Raw genomic sequence first — 21,344 nt, forward strand, 5'->3', positions numbered from 1 at the left:
AGTTAATAAATTATACACCAAAAACTTCTTTAGAATTCAAGGTCGTCTGTTTTACAATCACCTCTAACGGCAGATTATAAACATCTACGAGTTTTTCCGCAACATTCATCACATAAGCACTCTCATTACGCTTGCCCCTATAGGGTGTCGGAGCCAGATAAGGAGCATCGGTTTCTAAAACGACATGCTTTAAGTCTATCTGGTTCAAAAACTTATCGATCTTTCCGTTTTTAAAGGTAACAACCCCGCCTATACCCAATTTCATATTGAGTGATATCGCTTTTTCAGCCTGTTCAAGATCTCCGGTAAAGCAATGAAAAATACCGTAGAGGTCTTCTCCCTTATGATCTTCCAGCACTTCAAAAACCTCACTAAAAGCATCCCTGCAATGGATCACAATGGGAAGTTTATACTTTTTCGCCAACCCGATCTGCATGCTAAAAGCATCTTGTTGTTCTTTTAAAAAGGTCTTATCCCAATACAGGTCAACACCAATCTCTCCGATTGCATAAAATTTATGCTTAGCCAGCAACTCCTCCACATGTAGAATCTCACTTCTGTAGCCTTCTTTCACATGGGTAGGATGCAGTCCTGTCATCAAAAAAACACAATCGGGATAATCGGCCTTCAACTTTAGCATGCGATCCGTATAAGTAGAATCGATTGCGGGAACAAAAAAGCGCTTCACTCCCAGATCAATTGCACGCTTTATCATATCGTCGCGATCATCATCAAAAGCCTCACTATATAAATGGGTATGTGTGTCTGTTAAAATCATGGCGCAAAAGTAAAAATATAATTACAACTATGCCCCTTTCATTTAAATTCATAAAAAAAACGTCTACCAGCTTTTATTTACTCGATCATCGAGATTTAAATGCTCCGACGCTTGTCCTTGTGAAATATTCCAAAAGGAATTTCACAGGGCTTGCGTCGAAATGTTTTGCCATGCGCCGGCCGGCTCCATCGCCAAAAAGGTCTACCAGACCTTTTCTTTACGCTTGCCCTCTCGTGGACTTGCCCCGAGGTTGTTTACTAAGAAAGCTTCTTCAACAATTGCCTGGCTTTCTTATACTCTTCGGCATCATCGGTGATCTTTTCCAGTTGAATTTTACTTTTTCCGTAGTCTTTTTGCTTCAGATAACCAAGAGCACTGATCCATAGGGCCTTATTCTTAAATACGGTATCCTCCTTTGTCAACACATTCAATTGTTGTTGGGCCTCAGCAAATTTATTAATCTCCACCAGAGAAATTGCATAGAACAATTTCAATTCGTTATCGACACTGTTTTCTCCAACCAGTTTTTCCAATGCTTCGGCGGCAGCCTCATAATCTTTGGTATTAAATGCTTTTTGGGCTTCTTGTGCCACGGCAGTATTCTCTTCTCCCCGTACCACTAAATTCAACGGTTCGTAATTTGCATAATCGCCATATTGCGGCATTCCGGGCTTGTTAAACACATAAAGACCTATTAACAAAAGTGCACTTGCCGCTGCCGCATAATACCAAGGTCTGAACCTCCTTACTTTTTTGGCTCCCTCTCCTCTTTTGTTAAAATAATCTTCAGAAACATTCTTCAATGTTGTTTTAAACGCAACATTCTTATCCTCTTCCCCTATGGTATGTTTCAGGAACGCTACCGTTTCTTTATAACTTTCGAACGCCTCTTTAAATACAGGGTCGTTAACAAGCTTATCTTCAAAAGCCCTTAGCCTTTCTTCGGAAAGGTCATTATTCAGATAACTGTCGAATTCTATAAGGTCTTGTTCCTGCATGATTACAATTTTAAATTTTTATATCCAGGAGACTCCTGAACAAGTTTTGTAAGCTTGCCTATACATAGCGATTTTTTCTTCCTGGCATACGCATAGGTTACTCCCAAACTTTCGGCAACTTCTTCCATTGACTTGATTTTAAAAGTTGCTTTAAGCAATTCTTTACAGGCTTGCCCCAATTTTAGAAACATCTCGGTAAACAATGCATGTTTTTCCTCATATAAGGATGTTTCTGTTAGCATATGTTCGGTGGTTTCATTATTAGATAAAATTTCATCCTTAATTGTTACCTCTTTATTCGATTCTTTTTTTAGGTGATTTATCCATTTTCGTTTGCATAGCAGAAAAAAATAAGCTTCAAAAGGGCAGGTTAACTGCAAACCTTTTTCTGATGCCTGATTATAAATTGTAATTAAAGTTTCCTGAATAACATCTTTAGCCTGATCAGTATCACCACTATTATTCTTAATAAAGTTAACCACTTTTGGAGCAAACTTATCATATATCATCTGTACAACAAAGGTATTGTTCTGCAACAACCCGTTTATATACTTCTGATCTTCATGAATTTCTTTTTCACTCATTAAACTTTCAAATTTTACACTAAAATATAAAAGTTTTCTCACCCGGAATATCAAATATCTCTTCTGAGCTAATTTTCAAAAAAAATAAAAACATGGGGTAACAAATTTTTCATGCTGTTGATATAAGGGTGTAAAACGTAAAAAATCAGAAATCATGAAAAACTTAAAAACATTATGCACCCCCTTAAGTCACTTAGGTAAAATGTGTGCATACGGACTCCTCAACAACATGCCCTCACCACAACGTTCATCTTATAAAGCCAGAAAAGTTACAACCTGTACACTCTTAGCCGCTACTATATTATTTTCCGGATGCAAATCAGACGACGACTCTTCAAGTTACATTGACATTCCGGAACCTCCGACAGCACAGGAATTCAATGCCCTCATACAAAACACACTCGAAAGTTACATACAAGACTTTCAATTTGAGGCAGACGGAAGCACCGTAGAATTCAACTCGGAGGCAGGGGTACAATTGCAAATAAACACCGGTTGCCTGACCTTAAATGGCAATGCAGTAACCGGAACAGTCGATCTGGAATACATAGAGTTATTCTCTAAGGCCGATATGCTGGTTACCAACAAGCCTACAATGGGAATCTTGCCCGACAACAGCAGGGATGTGATGGTATCTGGCGGTGAATTCTATATTAATCTTACCCAAAACGGTACTCAACTGGAAGCCATTTGTGAATATCGGTTACGGGTACCGGATGAACTTACCGGCGGAGAAGACCAGAACATGGAACTCTGGGATGGTATTATTGACCAAAACGGCGACCTTTCGTGGGAATCGAACAGCAGCAGTGTATTCTACGAAGGCGGGAGCTACTATGCCTTTTTAGACCGTTTTGGGTGGACGAACATCGACCGTTTTACTGCCGACCCTCGTCCGAAAACCACAATAAACGTACAGGTGCCGGACGGTTATAACCTGGGCAACAGTAAAATCTATATTTCCTATGACGGCGAAAATCATTTGCTGGGAACCGTACACATCTTTAATGACGGTGTTTTTAGCGAACACTACGGAAAATTGCCTGTCGGGTTAGCGTGCCATATCATTTTCATAACAGAAAGAAACGGGAATTTCAGTTATGCGATCAAACCGATAACCATTGAAGAAAACCATACGATTTCTTTCAGCATACCGGAAACTACTACAGGCACTCAAGACGACATCTTAACGGCCATAGAAGCTCTTCCATAGTAAACTACCTCGGTGCAAGCACACGAAGCATTGGTCGGAAACAAATTTTAATTTCGAGGCAAGCCTCGGGGTATTATACCCTTTGGCGGTGCCAATAAAAATTTCAGATCAAGGGGTAACAAATACAGAACCCTGTTGATATAAGCGTATAAAGAACAAGAAAATCTTAGAAATCATGAAAAATCTATCACAAGCAAGTAAAAACAACATGAAAAAAGCACTTTGGAAAACAACGGCCCTGGCACTTACCTGTGCCTTCACTTTAACATCGTGCCATAATAATGACGACAACGATGTAGAAACTATTCCGCTACCACCGTCTGCAGAAGCTTTTGCCAATATCAGGATCGACGCTACGGAACAACATACACAACATTTTCAATTCAATGCAGAAGAAGGCAATGGAACCTTCACTTCCGAAAAAGGTATTACATTGATCATAGACGGAAGTTGCCTGACAAAAGACGGCAATGCTGTTACAGGACAGGTAGATGTCGAATTTGTAGAATTATTCGACAAGGGAAATATGCTTGTAACCAACAAGCCTACCATGGGCGTTATGCCGGATGGCAATAAAGCCTTGTTGATCTCCGGTGGGGAATTCTACATAAATGCCACTCAAGACGGAGACCAACTCGATATGAACTGCTTTATCCAGTTGCAGGTTCCTACCGATCTTACCGGCGGTGACGATAACGATATGATCTTATGGAAAGGCAATATTGACGAAGATGGCAACCTGGCCTGGGAAGAAAACAAAAACCCTAACGGCGACGGTGCCGATGGCGAATTATTTATCGGCGAAAGGGAAGGCGTTCCCGGAACGCAATACTATGCCTTCTTTAATGGTTTCGGCTGGACCAATGTAGACAGGTTCTATAACGATCCAAGGCCAAAAACCACACTAAAGGTTGCTGTTCCGGAAGGATACAACCATGAAAATTCTGCCGTATACCTGTCGTACGACGGAGAAGCAAATGCCCTTGCCAATCTGGACACATATCTGCCCAGCGAAGCAGTGTTCAGCGAGCACTACGGACAGATCCCTATTGGGCTGGAAGTGCATGTGATCTTTGCCACAGAAGATGGGGGAAACTGGAGGTATGCCATTAAAGCTGCTACAATAGAGGAGGATGGCGTTATCACTTTCGACTATTTCGAAACAAATATAGCTACAGAAGCACAACTAACAGATCTGATTAACAATTTACCTTAATACAGGTAATAAGGGGGATTTTAGTTTGTAAAAGTGATGACTGCAAGTCGTCACTTTTACTTATATTTAACTTATCAATAAGCAAACTCCTATGAAATTTAGAATTATTTTCTTCTTTATCACGCTATTAGCATACACTACTTACGCCCAGCAAAAAACTGAAGAAACAGACAGCTTAAGACGAAAAGCAAAATTTCATGCAGCGCTCAAAAATAATGAAATATCGCTGAACCCGGAAACCCCTGCACTCAATCAGATAGCGGGAGCACCAAAGGCTTTCTACACGTATTACTGGGAGTTTGGAGACGGCCATTACAGTACGGAACAAAACCCCAAACACGTTTATAAAAAACCCGGGGACTATGAAGTACGCTTTTGGGCAACAAACCATTACGATACCGGAAAACCTCCGGCTACCCGACCGCAAAAGGTTTCGGTAAAAACCACTTCTATACCTTATAACGATGAAGCCTCTATGGATACCGACCTCAGTTTAAGAAAAAACAGGGATCCCGTTCCCGGTGAGGACATGGCTATAGTTCTGGGTTATAAGAACACTAAAAACCATATCACTTCCGGAAAATTATACCTGTTCTATAACGAACAGAAATACAAAGACGATAATTTTGAACCTGCCGAGGTCCGGTTACACTATAACGAACAACTCTTTACAGAAGAACCTATTGTGTTTGCCAGCGAAAGATCTCCCGAACATTCGCTTTTGGCAAGCAATGTTAACAACATCCGGGACACCGAAGAAGTTCAGGACTCTACCGAACACACCAACCTGCCACTTTCCCTTGAAGATGCCAAAGCTTATTACAGAAACCGGGAGGCCATTGCCTTTAATGACCTGAAGCCGGGTGAAGAACGCAATGTATTCTTCACCCTGAGAACAACTCCCGAAATGCTTAAGGACACCAGTGCAATTATAACGGTACGCAGCATTTATGTTCCCGATAATAATTACGACAACCATAAAATAAAGGATATGGAAATGGAGATCGTTACCTCACACGATCCCAATAAAATGTCTACAAGCAATACCTTTATGAATTACCGCTTGGTACGATTCAAAAGAGTAAAATACAAAATACGCTTTCAGAACAACGGGGAAGGCCCTGCGCGTACTATACGTTTAGAAACAGACATTCCGGACATTTACGACAAAAGAACAATTGAAGTAGAAAGCATGTATCCCGAATGCCCCATATGCCCAAAGGAACCTGTCGAATATAGTTGCCTGGACACTACGTATACCGACAAGCAAGCCATATTTACATTTAAAAACATCTACCTTCCGGGCAGCGAACAAAGAAATGTAAAAGAATACGATTCTACCAAAGGTTATGTAAAATACAGCCTAAAGTTCGGCGACGACTTTCACAAAATAAAAACAAGGAGTAAAACAGCCATCATTTTTGACAAGAACGAACCCATTATAACCAACTACTCCACAACCAGATTTCTTCCCGGTATTTCTATCGGCCTTAAGGCTGGTTATAATTATTATCCGAAACTGGAAAACTCCAAAAGCCCGTTTATTGCAGCTACCATATCCCCTTTCAAATCGTATCGTTGGTATTGGCAAGCTGAATTTTCAAACAGTTTTCATTCGTATGAAGCCAACTCTTTCGAAGAAACCTTTAACGATAAACAGGGATTCAGGCAACTGCAACGCACCTATACCAAAACAGCATACAACAATGTGAACTGGGAGGTTCCGCTATTAATAAAATACAACATCAACAATTACCTGGCGGTCGGCTCGGGTATTCAGGCCAATTTCGATCTCAGTTCAAAACAGGAAAAAGAAATAACACTTGAAGAATACGAAGGCCCGACAGATCAGTTTTTAATTAACTCCACAACGACCAATGAAGAACAAAAAGATTCATTCACCAATATAAAAACCGGATTATTGATCGACTTTACAGCCGGCTTCGCGCGGATCGGTCCCAGTTTGGGAGCCCGTTATGTTATAAATACCGAAAAAGGATTCAACTACTGGCAATTTTATGCGCGCTGGAAGTTTTAATACATGCATTCATATTGCCTTATTGTGGTTTGTCGCTGCTATTGGCCACGCCCAGTCTTTGGAAGACAGTATATACCGGAGTGTCGATTCTTTTATTGACAGTCCTAGTCCGGAAACGTTCTCAAAACTGTCAAAAGAAGAACAAGAATATCAATCCAGGGTTAAAACTTCCGATGAAAAACTGGCCCTGGTCATACTTCAATGCAACCTGGGGTATTACGCCATAAAGTTCAATAACCAACCGCTGGCCATTTCCTCTTATGAAAAAGCCATGCATTCTTATAGAAACAATGAGCTGACAGGTTACGACATTATTGAATATTGCCTGAAACCGCTGGGCAATCTGTACACCAAAACAGGGAGTTACACCAATGCCGAGAATACCATAAAACAATATCTTTTTCTGGCCGAACAAAGTAACAATACCGGACAGATCGTTGCGGGCATCATAAACCTCTCGGTAGTATATTACAATACCGGAAATTATAATTTAGCCCTATCACTGTTAGAACAGGGCTTGTCTAAACCCAACTTAACCGACAAACAGAAACAGTCGTTACAAAATAACAGGTCCGCCAATTTAATGGCCAAAAAGGAATTTGAAAAGGCACAAGCCATAATCGGTGAACAAACTTCAAAAACAGTCGATCCTGTATTGCTTAAAAACGCAGCACAACTGGCAGTCAGACAACAAAATTACCAGAAGGCCCTAGAGCTGCTCAAAACTGCTAAAGACAAGCTGTTGCAAGATCCCGGACTATTGGCAAGAGACCTTGCCAAAATCCATGTGGATATGGCAGAGGTTTTTTTATTGACGGACGATTCCCCTGCTTGTAAAAGAGAGCTGGACAATGCTTTCCGGACTTTATTGCCCGGACAAGAGATCAACAATGTTGCACACTCCTCCCTCTATGAAGAAAACACGTTCATCGATATTTTTGACCTGATGGCCCTAACCGAAACCAACCATAAAAAAGCATTGGAATGGTATGACCTGAGTTTCTATGTTTCCCGATTGCACCAACAACACCTTAACTCCCAAAAAGAATTATTGTTGTACCAGGCTTCAGACAGGAACCGAAGTGAAAAGTGTATAGACCTGATCTTCGAAAACTATTCAAAAGAAAAAGATACCGCTACACTGCAAACTATTTATCAGTACTTGGAAAAAAACAAAGCCGGCTTACTAAAGAACGAGATCGGCAGAAAGGAATTATTATCCAACCATCCGGAAGACTCCGTCTTAATAAAAGAAGAACGCCTTTTAGCTCAACAGCAAGAACTGATCAACCTCATTATCAGGAATCAGATCAACAACAACACAGACAAGGCGTACCTAACCGGGTTAACCAACAAGCTCAATACCATTAATTATCAAATAAAAATATGCAGGGAACATATTGTAAATAACTACGGTAAGCCTTCAACAATCAATACATCCCTGAAACAGGTTCAGGAAAAACTAAAAAAGGATAATGCTGCAATGGTTCATTATTTTTATGGAAAACATCACCTATATCAATTTACAATACTTGATGATAACATAAGGATCGAAACAGTTAACACAGACAAAACAACTCCCTTACTTAAACGGTTTTTATCATATTTTGATTCCCAGAACGCTATCAACAATGATATTTCAGGATATAAGACCACAGCTCTGGAACTTTACAATACGCTTGGTCTTGAGCAGCTCACTTCAAAAGAGAATATATTGATTATTCCCGATGGACTTTTAAGTTTTGTCCCTTTTGAAACCTTATTGACCTCAGAAACAAAAACCATCAATTATGCTAAAATGCCTTTTCTCTTTAAAAAGCACAACATCGTATACAACACCAGTACTTCTTTTTATATGAAGGGAATCGTTCTCTCAGAACATAAAAAAACACTTGGTGTTTTCCCGGTTTTTGAAAACACCCCTAATGAACTTGCCAATACCCTTGATGAGGCCCGGTTTTTAGGTCAGAGGAAAAACACTGTTGCATTGATGCGTGAAAAAGCCTCCAAGAAAGCATTTAAAACAGCCGCTGCAGATGCCGATATCATCCATATTTCCTCGCATGCCTCCGGTGGTAATGTTGTAGTACCTGCAAATATCCAATTCAGGGACGACGCCATGTTATTGAATGAATTATATACCCTGAGCCTCCATACCGAACTGGTGGTATTAAGTTCGTGCGAAACAGGCATTGGCAAAATAGAAAAAGGCGAGGGCCCCTTAAGCCTTGCAAGCGGATTTCAGTATGCCGGGGCACAACAGCTGCTTTTCTCGTTATGGAAGATAAACGACCTTTCGACTTCCGTTATCATTCAGTCATTTTACAAGGATTACTTTCATTCCTCTTCGGGATACATGGCAAATAACAGCTCTAAACACAGTTATTTAAATTACGACAACATACCTAATTACAGGAAGTCGCCTTATTACTGGGGTGCTTTCGTATATTATGGCGATTTTTCGAAAGAACCGCAAAACAACTTCTATTTATATGTTGTGGCCTTCATCTTTGTTTTAATTGTTATACTTTTAGCAAAAAAAAGAAATGGCCTCACTAAAAAGCTTTTTGGAAGATAAAAAATATTGCCGGGTAAAGCTCACTCTCACCAAGACAAATCACTTCGAGGTCGTTGCCAGCGTAAATAACATAGAAGGCAGATTTATTTTAGACACCGGCGCATCAAGCACTTGTATTGGTTTTGACTGTGTATCTCACTTTAACCTGGCTACAGAAGACTCGGAAATCAAAGCAGCAGGAGCAGGAGCCATAAACATGACCACTCAAATATCGAAAAGAAACAAATTAGCAATCGGAGACTGGCAATTAAAAAAACTCAAAATCGTGCTATTCGACCTGACCCATGTAAACGCTGCATTAACCCAGCACGATGCATTGCCTGTTCACGGGATTATAGGTGCTGATGTATTAAAACGTGGAAAAGCAATTATCGATTATCAAAAAAAATCGCTATATTTAGGAGTAAAGAAATAAACAACCGATTACCAAACCTCTTGTGTGCTGACCTGAAACTTCTCTTAAAGAAGTATATCTTACTTTTTTAACCATCAACCATAAAAACAACAATTTCACCCCCTATTTAATTCTTGTCGAGAATACGCCCAGAACCCTATCTGAATACCACATGGATTACGGTACCACAGAATAACCCTCTCAAAAAGGGGAAATTCCCCTTTGCCTATCTAACTAGTAATCAACATCTTTGAAGTGCTATTAATCAACAAATTCTGTAGTAATGAAATCAAACACTCAAAAATTGAAAATAAACACCGACGATTCCGTATTAGCTATACTAATTATTGCCTTAACAATAATCACATTTCTTTTAAACTTACTTCTCATCATTTCACTTTAAAACAAAAAAAGCCCGGAATATCCGGGCTTTTTTATGCTAAATATTATGATGATTATAACTCTAATGCCTTTTTAGGATCGTTATCCATCAATAATTCTACAGGATTCTCAATAGCTTCTTTAACAGCCACCAAAAAACCTACAGATTCACGTCCGTCAATAATTCTGTGATCATAAGACAACGCCAGATACATAACAGGAGCTATAGCTATCTGTCCCTCTTTAACGATCGGGCGCTCTACGATATTATGCATTCCTAAAATACCACTTTGAGGCGGATTGATTATCGGTGTAGACAACATACTCCCAAATACACCTCCATTAGATATGGTAAACGTACCTCCTGTCATCTCGTCAACAGTAATCTTACCGTCACGGGCTCTTAAAGCAAGTCTTTTAATCTCAGCCTCTACACCTCTAAAACTCAGGTTTTCAGCATTTCTCATAACCGGAACCATCAATCCTTTAGGTCCGGAAACAGCAACTGAAATGTCACAAAAATCATAACTCACTTTATAATCCCCATCTATCATTGAGTTCACATCAGGATATAATTGAAGTGCCCTGACTACTGCCTTCGTAAAGAAACTCATAAATCCAAGACCCACACCGTGTTTCGCCTTAAAGGTTTCTTTATATTCATTTCTCAATGCAAAAATGGCACTCATATCCACCTCATTGAAAGTAGTAAGCATTGCCGTTTCGTTTTTAGCAGACACCAATCTTTCCGCCACTTTTCTACGAAGCATTGATAATTTTTTACGGGACTCGCCTCTTGATCCGGCTCCGGGGGTTCCCATAGACGGTTTGGCATTTATAGCATCTTCTTTGGTAATACGCCCATCTTTACCCGTACCTTTTACCGCAGCAGGACTAATTACCTTCTCTGCCAAAATCTTTTTAGCAGCAGGACTCGCCACACCTGTAGCATAAGTTTCTTTTGCAGGGGCTTCTGTCTTAGGCGCCTCCTTAACCGCTTCCTTTTTCTCTTCAGCGACAGCCGGAGCAGCAGTATCTGCACCCGCCGGCTTTTCCGCAGAAGTATCTATCAAACATACAACCTCTCCTACTTGAACCGCATCACCTTCTTCTGCTTTCAAGGTAATAATTCCACTAGCCTCTGCCGGCAGCTCTAACGTTGCCTTATCTGAATCGACTTCGGCGATTGCCTGATCTTTTTCCACATAATCTCCATCCTTCACCAGCCACTCAGCTATTTCTACTTCCGTTATCGACTCGCCCGGAGACGGCACTTTCATTTCTAAAACCATCGTGTTTTATTTTAGGTATTTAAAGTGAGTATTATCTTCTTATAAAATTATCTAATTCTTTATCAAAAACATATTCAATAACGCCTTCGTGTCGTTTTTTGAATCGCATTGCACTACCGGCCGCAGGGGATGCATAAAAACGTCTTGAAGCTACACGCCATTGCCTTGCTTCTTCCAGGTGTAACAGCAAATGACTCCAAGCTCCCATGTTCCTTGGTTCTTCCTGGGCCCATACCACTTCTTCTGCATTGCTATATTTAGCAATAACCTCATTTATCTTTTCAGTTGGCAATGGAAATAATTGTTCCAACCTGACCAAGGCTACATCATTTCTCCCTTTAGTTTCACGAGCATCCAGAAGGTCATAATAAAACTTACCAGTACACAACACCACCGATCTAACATCTGCCGGATTTACCTCAGCATCATCTATCACTGTCTGGAAGCTTCCGCCCGACAATTCCTCTACAGTAGATACTGCTTTAGGATGCCTCAGCAAACTCTTGGGCGTAAAAACAATTAACGGTTTTCGGTAAACCGACTTCATCTGTCTTCTCAACAAATGGAAGAAATTGGCCGGCGTTGTACAATCAGCTACAAACATATTGTCTTTTGCACATAGTTGCAGATAACGTTCCATACGTGCCGAAGAGTGTTCAGCCCCTTGTCCTTCATAACCGTGAGGCAGTAACATTACAAAACCATTTTGCGTTTTCCATTTGTCTTCAGCTGCAGAGATATACTGGTCGATCATAATCTGGGCTCCGTTACTGAAATCACCAAACTGTGCTTCCCAGATGGTAAGCGTATCAGGACTGGCCATTGCATAGCCATAATCAAAACCAACTACGCCATACTCAGAAAGCAATGAATTGTATATATAAAAACCTCCATGCTGATTTTCGCCAAGCTGGTTAAGCAACACCACTTCTTCTTCCGACTCCTCTACCTTAACAACTGCATGACGGTGTGAGAACGTACCTCGCTCCACATCCTGTCCGCTAATCCGAACATCAAAACCTTCCTGAATCAAACTTCCGTAGGCAAGGAGTTCTCCCATTGCCCAATCAAGCTTATCGTTCTCGAAGAACATTTTATTTCGTTCCCCGATAAGCCTTACAATCTTTTTCAGAAACTTTTTATCTTGTGGAAGATTGGTTATAACCTCCGCTATTTCGGCAAGTTTCTCTTTCGGATATGTAGTATCTACATCTTTTATCATCACATCTTCCCTCACTAAAGAAAAGCCTTCCCATTCGTCTTGCATGAATGGTTTTATAATGGTCTTTTCTTCTTTACGGGAATCTTCAAACTGCTGCTCTAATGAAGCCTTATATTCAGCTTCTAATTTCTTAACATAATCAGTTCCTATGATACCCTCGGCCATTAATTTATCGGCATAAATATCACGGGCGTTCTTATGCTTTGCAATTGCTTTGTATAAGTTTGGTTGCGTAAATCGAGGCTCATCACCTTCATTATGCCCATATTTTCTATAACCCAACAGATCGATAAACACATCCCTGCCAAACTGCATTCTAAAGTCTAGTGCAAACGTTACAGCATGTACTACTGCTTCAGCATCATCGGCATTCACATGCAACACCGGCGACAAGGTTACTTTAGCAACATCTGTACAATATGTAGAAGAGCGCCCATCTATATAGTTGGTGGTAAAACCAATCTGGTTATTTACAACAATATGAATTGTACCTCCTGTCTTATATCCATCAAGGAGTGCCATCTGAACGATCTCATAGGCAAGCCCCTGTCCCGCAATGGCAGCATCCCCGTGAATTACGATCGGTAAAACCTTAGACGCATCATTTTGGTAGTACTTGTCCTGCTTGGCTCTTGTTATACCTTGAACCAATGCGCCGACGGTTTCCAGGTGAGACGGGTTAGGCACAATATTCATCTTAATTTTCTTACCGTTCTTGGTATACCTGTCGCTGGTCCACCCCAAATGATATTTTACATCCCCGTCAAAAATATCCAATTCGTAGTCTTTACCGTCAAATTCACTGAATATATCGTTGGCAGGTTTATCAAATATATTTGCCAAAACATTCAAGCGGCCCCTGTGAGCCATCCCAAGAACAAACTGTTCAACACCGGCATCGGCTGCTCTTTCAACAATATTATCAAGTGCAGGTATCAAAGATTCGTTCCCTTCTACAGAGAATCTTTTTTGACCGACATATTTTGTATTCAGGAAACCTTCAAAAGACAGTGCTTCATTGAGTTTTCTCAATATATGTTTTTTAGTATCCGGCTCAAGAGAAGCATGGTTGTCATTCTTGTTCAGCCAACTCTGTATCCATTGATTTCTTTCAGGGTTCCGGATATACATATACTCTACCCCAATAGCATCACAATATATAGATTCTAAATGCCTGACGATCTCTCTCAGAGATGCCGGACCAATACCGATGATTTCACCGGCATTAAAAACGGTTTCAAAATCCGTTTCCTGTAAGCCAAAATTTTCTATGGCCAGTGACGGATAATACTTTCTTCTTTCCCTTACCGGGTTTGTTTTCGTAAACAGATGTCCTCTGCTCCTGTACGCATCAATTAAACGTACTACCTGAAATTCTTTATGAAGTTGCTGCGGCACCTCCATTTTTTCTCCTGTTGCAGGCACTTCAACCACCACTGTTTTTCCATTAGCAGCATAGGTGTCGGCTTCAGCATTTTCAACCCCAAAATCAAACCCCTGAAAAAATGCACGCCAACTTGGCTCAACACTATCCGGGTTCAACAAATATTGGTCATATAAATCCGCAAAAAAAGCGGTGTGCGCCGCATTTAAAAAGGAATACTTATCCATGTTATAATCTAACTGTCTCTTTTTGACAAAAATTTGTACAAAAGTACAATATTCTCAATTAACGCATATATGTTTTATGATTAATTAAGATAAATTTATTTGATTGTTGTATAGATAAAAATTCTTTTCTGAAATTATTGAAATACCCCTCCGCAAAAGGAGGCTAAACAACTGTTCTTTTTACCCGATCATCGAGATTTAAATACTCCGATGCTTGTCCTTATGAAATATTCGTGACGGAATTTCACAGGGCTTGCGTCGAAATGTTTTGCCATGCGCCAGCTGCTCCATCGCTAAAAAAGTCTACCAGTCCTTTTCTTTACGCTTGGCCCTCTCGTGGGCTTGCCCCAAGCTAGTTTACTAATTAACACTTATGATGAAAAAGCGTAAAATCACAAAAAAGGATAATATTATCCGAAATATGACATTTATCATTTATTTCCCGAACAGCTGCCACTACATTTGACCTTAATTTACTTAACTAATTCAGCAATGAAACAACTATTTAAAATCTCATTACTAATGCTTGCCACCATAATGATCAGTTGTGGAGGAGAAAGCAAAAAAAAGAAAGAAGGCTTTTCGTATGAACAAAAATCTGAAAAGAAAGAAACCCCTAAGGAAACCGTAAAAACCGAAACAAAGACTCCGGCATCTAAAAGAGTGGAGCTGGACAATAAAGGTATCGGCCCTGTAAAGACTTTGGCATTTAATGACAAGATCGATGCAGGTTTGGCTGCCAAAGGAGAAGAACTCTACAAACAATACTGCATGGCTTGCCACAAACCTGATAAAAAATTCATCGGACCGGCACCAAAAGGGATCTTTGAAAGAAGGAGCCCTGAGTGGGTAATGAACATGATACTCAACCCCGAAGGGATGGTTAAAGAAGACCAGCTTGCCAAAGACCTGCTCGTAGAGTTCAACGGTTCTCCCATGGCTAATCAAAACTTAACAGAAGAACAAGCCAGAGCCGTACTAGAATATTTCAGAACCATAAAATAACCGACTCATGAAAAAATCAATAAATACATTTCTCTGTCTTGGCATTGCCGTCTCCATGTTTACGGGATGTAAGCAAAGTTCGCAGACCTCTAACAACAGCGCCCTTTCATCTGACGTTGCTTCAAAGGTATATGTTGCCCCGGGTGAATACGACGAGTTTTACGCATTTGTATCAGGCGGGTTCAGCGGACAATTATCGGTTTACGGATTGCCTTCGGGCAGGCTCCTTAAAGTAATCCCCGTATTTTCTCAGGATGCGGAAAAGGGTTATGGTTACAACGAGGAAACCATACCTATGCTAAACACATCCTTTGGTTTTATTCCCTGGGATGATGCTCACCACCCGGAACTATCTCAAACCGATGGAGAAACAGACGGAAGATGGGTGTTCATCAACGGAAACAACACACCTCGTATTGCCCGTATCGACCTGTCTACTTTTGAAACTGCTGAAATTATAGAAATTCCCAACAGCGGAGGGAACCACAGTTCTCCTTTTACTACTGAAAACACAGAGTACGTAGTAGCCGGAACCCGCTTTGCGGTACCATATCCGCAAAAGGATATGTCGATAAAAGAATACAAAGGGAATTTTAAAGGGGCTCTTACTTTCATTGATGTAGAAAAAGAAAGCGGACATATGGAAGTTGCCTTTCAGGTACTGATGCCTGGCTTTAACTACGATCTGGCACACTCAGGAAAGGGAAAATCTCACGGATGGACATTCTTCACTACATACAACACGGAAGAAAGCAATACGCTTTTAGAGGTCGGTGCCTCACAGAATGACAAAGATTACATAGCTGCCATTAACTGGAAAAAAGCTGAAGAATATATAGCAGAAGGCAAATTTAAAACTATTCCTGCCAATTACGCACATAATATATATGACGAAAAAACCCATGTAGCAACTTCTGAGATGAAGAAAGAAGTACGTGTATTGGACCCGGCTGAATGCCCCGGGCTGGTGTACTTCTTACCAACCCCCAAATCACCCCACGGCGTAGATGTAGATCCTACCGGGGAATATATCGTCGGTAACGGGAAATTGTCTGCTGATTTAACTGTACATTCATTTACCAAAGTCTTACAGGCTATTGAAAATAAAAGTTTTGACGGAGAGGCTTATGGTATCCCGATTTTAAAAATGGACGAAATCGTTGCAGGCATTGTAGAACAGCCAGGTCTTGGACCTCTACATACCGAATTTGATGGAAAAGGGAATGCATACACTACCTTCTTCATCTCTTCAGAAGTTGTAAAATGGAAAGTAGGCACCTGGGAAGTTATAGACAGAATTCCTTCTTATTATTCTGTAGGACACCTGATGATCCCCGGTGGGGATTCTAAAAAGCCTGAAGGCAAATACCTGGTAGCTCTTAACAAGATCACTAAAGACAGGTACCTTCCGACCGGGCCCGAATTAAATCATTCGGCTCAACTGTATGATATCTCAGGAGACAAAATGGAACTTCTCCTAGACTTCCCTACGATTGGAGAACCACATTATGCGCAGGGAATCTCTGCCGGCAAAGTAATGAGTAAATCCAAGAAGTTCTATCCGATCGATGAAAACGAGCATCCTCATGCAACCAAAAGTGAAAGTGACGTAAAAGTAGTCAGAGAAGGAAATATTGTGAGAATATACATGACCGCCATCAGAAGCCACCTTAACCCGGATAACATTGAAGGCGTTAAGGTTGGAGACAAAGTATACTTTCATTTAACAAACCTGGAACAAGATTGGGATGTTCCGCACGGGTTCTCGGTTATGGGAGCGCAAAATGCAGAACTCCTCGTAATGCCCGGTCAGACAGAGACCTTGTATTGGGAACCTAAACAAGAAGGGGTATACCCGTTCTACTGTACAGATTTCTGCTCTGCATTGCACCAGGAGATGCAAGGGTATGTAAGGGTTTCACCCGCTAATTCAGATGTACCGGTAAAATGGGCTATGGGTGATGATTAGTAATTAGTGGTTTCCTGTTGTTGTGAGGCAGGCGCTCTGCCTGCCTCATTTTTCTCAAGCAAAAAACAAAACAAATGAAAAAGCTCGGCAATATATTGATGCTTACAGCAGCATTACTCTTACTCCTATTATTTGTTTTTCCTATTTGGCAAATAACACTTATCGCTCCTCAATATCCAGACGGCATATCTCTATACATCTGGATAAACCAGATTACCGGGGACACCCCGTCTACAATACAGAATATAAACATTTTAAATCATTATGTCGGTATGAAGTATATCGAGCCGGATGCTATTCCTGAGCTCACTTACTTTCCATACATCATCGGAGGAATGAGCGCCCTGGGAGTTATCATTGCTTTATGGGGCAAAAGATTACTATACCTGGTTTGGTCAGCGATCCTCGGTATACTAGGACTATTGGGCGTATACGACTTTTACTTATGGGAATACGACTACGGGCACAACCTTAGTCCCAGCGCTCCCATTAAAGTACCCGGCATGGCATACCAACCACCCTTATTCGGAGAAAAGTATTTACTTAACTTTTTAGCCAAGTCGTACCCGGAATCAGGCACTTATTTTATGTTTTTTGCCATTGTGCTGGCATTGGTGGCGTTTTACATTACCCGGCGTAAGCACAAATCTCTTAAAGCAAAGCCGACAGCAGCCAAATTAGCTGCCTCCTTACTGATATTATTCACCTTTGTGTCGTGTGAAATCAAGAAAGAGCCTATCAATTACGGGTCTGACGCCTGTTCCTATTGCAAGATGACCATAGTTGATACGCAACATGCCGCCGAACTGGTAAACAACAAAGGGAAGGCTTTTAAGTTTGACGCTATAGAATGCATGGTAAACCACTTACATTCTGATACGCAAAACAACTATTCCCTGTTTCTGGTGAACGACTACCTGAGCCCCAAAACCCTAATTGATGCCACTACCGCGTCTTACATTATAAGTCCGGCAATCACAAGTCCGATGGGCGCTAACCTTACTGCTTTCAGTAAAACTTCTGAAGCTGAGAAGACTGTCGATAAAGGGGGAGGTTCCGTATACAACTGGGAAGATCTAAAGAGGTACCTAAAACAGCAATAGGTTTATTTAAACATTTATGAAAAGTCTGACGCTCTACATATCAGTATTTTTTTTAGCATGGACGCTAGCTGGATTTGGTCAAATTATTCGCGTTTGCAGTGATTGCCCTGTAAATGATCTGGCAAAAGCTATAAATATGGCCAAAAGCAATGATACTATCATTGTTGCAAAAGACATTGCGACCACTTTTCCATTCGTTATAAACAAAAATCTCACTCTCATAGGTGAAAATTATCCCGTTTTAGACGGCCTGAATAAAAATGAAATCCTGACGGTAAAGTCGGATACCTTCACCATAAAAGGATTTAAATTCCAAAATGTGGGGCAGAGCTTTACCAAAGATCATGCTGCCATCAGGCTTATACGGTCGAAATGTTTTATCATAGAGGACAATCTGTTTGAAAATATATTCTATGGTATTTTTCTTGAAAAATCGGGTAACGGGATCATCAGGAAAAACACTATAAGGGGCAATGCTACTGTTGAATTTAAATCCGGAAACGGAATACACTTATGGCATTGCAAAAACATAGTCATAGACAACAACAGTATATCAAAAGTAAGAGACGGGATTTACTTTGAATTTGTTGATAACAGTACTGTAACAAACAATCACAGCTATAACAACCTGAGATACGGACTTCATTTTATGTTTTCCAACAGCGACGAGTACCGAAACAATACTTTTGAGCGTAATGGCGCGGGTGTAGCAGTTATGTTTTCCAAAAAAATAGCGATGCATAAAAACATCTTTCTGAAAAATTGGGGCACTGCTTCATACGGCCTTCTTTTAAAAGAAATATACGATGCCGAAATAACTGATAACACTTTTGAAAAAAACACCATAGGAATTAACGCTGAAGGATCGAACAGAATAAAATACCTCAACAACGATTTCAGGGAAAACGGATGGGCCGTTAAAATATTAGGTGCCTGTTTTGATAACGATTTTAAAAAGAATAACTTCTTAAACAATACTTTCGATGTAGCTTATAGCGGCAGACTGAACAACAACTCATTCGAAAACAACTACTGGAGCGAATATGCCGGGTACGACCTAAACAAGGATGGCATTGGCGATGTTCCGCACAGACCCGTAAAGCTATTCTCATACATTGTCAACCAATCGCCGGAAAGCATCATCTTACTCCGGAGCTTAATGATTGATGTTCTTAATTTTTCAGAAAAAGTATCACCAATCTTTACTCCGACAGATTTATTTGACAACAAACCACTAATGAACAGCGTACAATGATCACGATTGAAAATTTACATAAAAAATTTGGCAATCTGGAGGTACTGAAAGGCATTAACCTGCAAATTAAAGATGGAGGTATCTTTACTATTCTGGGCCCTAACGGCTCTGGCAAAACCACACTCATTAAAACGATTCTCGGAATGGTAATTCCCAACAGCGGAAACATCGAAGTTCAGGGAGAGAATATTAAAAATTCGTGGGGTTACCGAAATCATGTCAGCTACCTGCCCCAAATTGCCAATTTCCCGAAAAACATCAAGGTTTCGGAGCTTATTAAAATGATCAAGACCCTTAAAAACAAACCTTGTAAAGAAGAACATCTGATAAAAACATTTAAACTGGAACCCTTCCTTCATAAAAACCTGGGAGATCTTTCCGGAGGGACAAAGCAAAAGGTCAATGCCGTATTGACCTTTATGGTAGACAACCCTGTTATTGTTATGGACGAACCGACATCCGGATTAGACCCGGCTTCTGTTCTCGAACTAAAAAAAATAATTCTTAACGAGCGGGCCAAGGGAAAAACCATTATCATATCTTCTCATATTCTGAGTTTTGTAGAAGAAATAGCAGACGAAATCGTATTTCTTCTGGATGGAAACATATACTTTAAAGGATCGGTAAGCGAGCTTAAAACAGATGCCGGCAAGTCTAACTTTGAGGAAGCCATAGCCTCTATCTTAACCACTAGCAATGCTTAAAATAATTAAATATAGTTTTTTCGACCTGATCCGAAGCAGCTGGAGCTATGTGTACTTGCTATTTTACCTGGCTCTTGGTTTTGTACTGCTCTTTCTAAACAACGATATTTCGAAATCGGTGATCACACTAATGAATATCATTATCGTACTGACCCCGCTAATTGCAACGGTATTCGGAATAATGTATTATTATGACTCCAGGGAGTTCGTCGAACTTTTATTGGCGCAACCCATAAAACGAAGTAACATTTTCTTAGGACAATACCTGGGGGTTTCCATCTCGCTGAGCATGAGTTTACTTTTAGGGCTAGGCATTCCCTTTGCTTTTTACGGTGTTCTTCATTCTTCCGCCATATGGAACTTCAGCATGCTCATTATAACCGGTGTATTTTTAAACTTTATTTTTGTTGCCCTGGCGTTTAATATCGCACTATACAACAACAATAAAATAAAAGGGTTTAGTTACGTAATATTATTATGGCTCTTTATGGCCGTCATTTACGACGGAGTCTTCCTCATCACACTATTTGTCTTTAAAGATTATCCTTTGGACAAGCTTTCATTAGCTGCCACCATGTTTAACCCTATCGACCTCTCCAGGATTTTAATCCTGCTTAAGCTGGACATCTCGGCACTAATGGGATATACCGGGGCCATTTTTAGAGATTTTTTCGGAACCATGAGAGGCGTTTTGATATCATTATTAACCCTCACTCTCTGGATTATCATCCCGACATGGAATATCTATCGGAAATCAGCTAAAAAAGATTTCTAAACCATAGAGTCTGTTATGAATTAATATTATAAACACATTTAAAACACCACTACATGCATTTAGTTGCAGTGGTTCATCTTTTTCATTTTTTGTTTTTAGTTTTGAGGTTACTTCCCTTGTTTGCTCATCCCAAGCAAGGGAAGTTCTTTTATATACAGCTTCTCGTCTTCCATTACTTTTTGATTACATATTTTAGTATATTGTAGGATCATCTCTAACCTTCTGACA

Annotated in this window: 16 protein-coding genes; 11 read left to right on the forward strand and 5 right to left on the reverse strand. The window is 40.4% G+C overall.

Annotated features, from left to right (window positions below):
• Positions 1-10 precede the first annotated feature (10 nt).
• The 3 genes from MQE36_RS02930 to MQE36_RS02940 all read right to left on the reverse strand — a co-directional run bounded on the left by MQE36_RS02930 (position 11) and on the right by MQE36_RS02940 (position 2,360).
• Entirely contained in the window at positions 11-778 is a 768-nt protein-coding gene (locus tag MQE36_RS02930; protein WP_242937706.1) for a TatD family hydrolase, read from the reverse strand.
• Positions 779-1,035: 257 nt separating this feature from the next.
• Entirely contained in the window at positions 1,036-1,776 is a 741-nt protein-coding gene (locus tag MQE36_RS02935; RefSeq protein ID WP_242937707.1) for a tetratricopeptide repeat protein, read from the reverse strand.
• Positions 1,777-1,778: 2 nt separating this feature from the next.
• Positions 1,779-2,360, reverse strand: coding sequence for an RNA polymerase sigma factor (locus MQE36_RS02940; protein WP_242937708.1), 582 nt, complete (start codon positions 2,358-2,360; stop codon positions 1,779-1,781).
• 154 nt (positions 2,361-2,514) lie between these two features.
• On the opposite strand from MQE36_RS02940, the gene MQE36_RS02945 reads away from it, so the two are divergent.
• The 5 genes from MQE36_RS02945 to MQE36_RS02965 all read left to right on the forward strand — a co-directional run bounded on the left by MQE36_RS02945 (position 2,515) and on the right by MQE36_RS02965 (position 9,820).
• On the forward strand, positions 2,515-3,573 hold the full coding sequence (locus tag MQE36_RS02945) for a hypothetical protein (RefSeq protein ID WP_242937709.1): 1,059 nt from the start codon (positions 2,515-2,517) through the stop codon (positions 3,571-3,573).
• A gap of 175 nt (positions 3,574-3,748) precedes the next feature.
• On the forward strand, positions 3,749-4,789 hold the full coding sequence (locus tag MQE36_RS02950; protein ID WP_242937710.1) for a hypothetical protein: 1,041 nt from the start codon (positions 3,749-3,751) through the stop codon (positions 4,787-4,789).
• A gap of 91 nt (positions 4,790-4,880) precedes the next feature.
• Positions 4,881-6,827: a PKD domain-containing protein gene (locus MQE36_RS02955; protein ID WP_242937711.1), complete on the forward strand. Its 1,947-nt coding sequence runs from the start codon at positions 4,881-4,883 to the stop codon at positions 6,825-6,827.
• Positions 6,808-9,405: a CHAT domain-containing protein gene (locus MQE36_RS02960; RefSeq protein ID WP_242937712.1), complete on the forward strand. Its 2,598-nt coding sequence runs from the start codon at positions 6,808-6,810 to the stop codon at positions 9,403-9,405. The genes MQE36_RS02955 and MQE36_RS02960 overlap by 20 nt, the downstream gene beginning before the upstream one ends.
• Positions 9,374-9,820, forward strand: coding sequence for a retropepsin-like aspartic protease family protein (locus tag MQE36_RS02965; protein ID WP_242937713.1), 447 nt, complete (start codon positions 9,374-9,376; stop codon positions 9,818-9,820). Before MQE36_RS02960 ends, MQE36_RS02965 begins: the two co-directional genes overlap by 32 nt.
• A gap of 434 nt (positions 9,821-10,254) precedes the next feature.
• On the opposite strand, the gene odhB is transcribed toward MQE36_RS02965, so the two are convergent.
• Complete coding sequence (odhB, locus tag MQE36_RS02970) at positions 10,255-11,472, reverse strand: 2-oxoglutarate dehydrogenase complex dihydrolipoyllysine-residue succinyltransferase (protein WP_242937714.1); 1,218 nt, start codon at positions 11,470-11,472, stop codon at positions 10,255-10,257.
• Between the two features lie 31 nt (positions 11,473-11,503).
• Positions 11,504-14,305, reverse strand: a complete 2,802-nt coding sequence (locus MQE36_RS02975; RefSeq protein WP_242937715.1) for a 2-oxoglutarate dehydrogenase E1 component — start codon at positions 14,303-14,305, stop codon at positions 11,504-11,506.
• Positions 14,306-14,797: 492 nt separating this feature from the next.
• On the opposite strand from MQE36_RS02975, the gene MQE36_RS02980 reads away from it, so the two are divergent.
• The 6 genes from MQE36_RS02980 (at position 14,798) to MQE36_RS03010 (ending at position 21,116) form a co-directional block, all read left to right on the forward strand.
• Entirely contained in the window at positions 14,798-15,310 is a 513-nt protein-coding gene (locus MQE36_RS02980; RefSeq protein ID WP_242937716.1) for a c-type cytochrome, read from the forward strand.
• A 7-nt stretch (positions 15,311-15,317) separates the two neighbouring features.
• On the forward strand, positions 15,318-17,279 hold the full coding sequence (gene nosZ, locus MQE36_RS02985; protein ID WP_423242473.1) for a Sec-dependent nitrous-oxide reductase: 1,962 nt from the start codon (positions 15,318-15,320) through the stop codon (positions 17,277-17,279).
• Positions 17,280-17,353: 74 nt separating this feature from the next.
• A complete protein-coding gene (locus MQE36_RS17010; protein WP_341461485.1) occupies positions 17,354-18,382 on the forward strand; it encodes a nitrous oxide reductase accessory protein NosL in 1,029 nt (342 codons plus the stop codon).
• Between the two features lie 136 nt (positions 18,383-18,518).
• Entirely contained in the window at positions 18,519-19,637 is a 1,119-nt protein-coding gene (gene nosD, locus MQE36_RS03000) for a nitrous oxide reductase family maturation protein NosD (protein ID WP_242937717.1), read from the forward strand.
• Positions 19,634-20,341, forward strand: coding sequence for an ABC transporter ATP-binding protein (locus MQE36_RS03005; RefSeq protein ID WP_242937718.1), 708 nt, complete (start codon positions 19,634-19,636; stop codon positions 20,339-20,341). Before nosD ends, MQE36_RS03005 begins: the two co-directional genes overlap by 4 nt.
• Positions 20,334-21,116, forward strand: coding sequence for an ABC transporter permease (locus tag MQE36_RS03010; protein ID WP_242937719.1), 783 nt, complete (start codon positions 20,334-20,336; stop codon positions 21,114-21,116). Before MQE36_RS03005 ends, MQE36_RS03010 begins: the two co-directional genes overlap by 8 nt.
• Positions 21,117-21,344: the final 228 nt, after the last annotated feature.

The sequence above is a fragment of the Zhouia spongiae genome, from assembly GCF_022760175.1.
GTDB classification, from domain to species: domain Bacteria; phylum Bacteroidota; class Bacteroidia; order Flavobacteriales; family Flavobacteriaceae; genus Zhouia; species Zhouia spongiae.

Bases quoted from the DNA above. Each gene is read 5' to 3' on its own strand.
- MQE36_RS02975 (WP_242937715.1), bottom strand. From the start codon at position 14,305: ATGGATAAGTATTCCTTTTTAAATGCGGCGCACACCGCTTTTTTTGCG.
- MQE36_RS17010 (WP_341461485.1), top strand. From the start codon at position 17,354: ATGAAAAAGCTCGGCAATATATTGATGCTTACAGCAGCATTACTCTTA.
- MQE36_RS03010 (WP_242937719.1), top strand. From the start codon at position 20,334: ATGCTTAAAATAATTAAATATAGTTTTTTCGACCTGATCCGAAGCAGC.
- MQE36_RS02935 (WP_242937707.1), bottom strand. From the start codon at position 1,776: ATGCAGGAACAAGACCTTATAGAATTCGACAGTTATCTGAATAATGAC.
- MQE36_RS02980 (WP_242937716.1), top strand. From the start codon at position 14,798: ATGAAACAACTATTTAAAATCTCATTACTAATGCTTGCCACCATAATG.
- nosZ (WP_423242473.1), top strand. From the start codon at position 15,318: ATGAAAAAATCAATAAATACATTTCTCTGTCTTGGCATTGCCGTCTCC.
- MQE36_RS02960 (WP_242937712.1), top strand. From the start codon at position 6,808: ATGCGCGCTGGAAGTTTTAATACATGCATTCATATTGCCTTATTGTGG.
- MQE36_RS02930 (WP_242937706.1), bottom strand. From the start codon at position 778: ATGATTTTAACAGACACACATACCCATTTATATAGTGAGGCTTTTGAT.
- MQE36_RS02965 (WP_242937713.1), top strand. From the start codon at position 9,374: ATGGCCTCACTAAAAAGCTTTTTGGAAGATAAAAAATATTGCCGGGTA.
- nosD (WP_242937717.1), top strand. From the start codon at position 18,519: ATGGCCAAAAGCAATGATACTATCATTGTTGCAAAAGACATTGCGACC.
- MQE36_RS03005 (WP_242937718.1), top strand. From the start codon at position 19,634: ATGATCACGATTGAAAATTTACATAAAAAATTTGGCAATCTGGAGGTA.
- MQE36_RS02955 (WP_242937711.1), top strand. From the start codon at position 4,881: ATGAAATTTAGAATTATTTTCTTCTTTATCACGCTATTAGCATACACT.
- MQE36_RS02940 (WP_242937708.1), bottom strand. From the start codon at position 2,360: ATGAGTGAAAAAGAAATTCATGAAGATCAGAAGTATATAAACGGGTTG.
- odhB (WP_242937714.1), bottom strand. From the start codon at position 11,472: ATGGTTTTAGAAATGAAAGTGCCGTCTCCGGGCGAGTCGATAACGGAA.
- MQE36_RS02950 (WP_242937710.1), top strand. From the start codon at position 3,749: ATGAAAAATCTATCACAAGCAAGTAAAAACAACATGAAAAAAGCACTT.
- MQE36_RS02945 (WP_242937709.1), top strand. From the start codon at position 2,515: ATGAAAAACTTAAAAACATTATGCACCCCCTTAAGTCACTTAGGTAAA.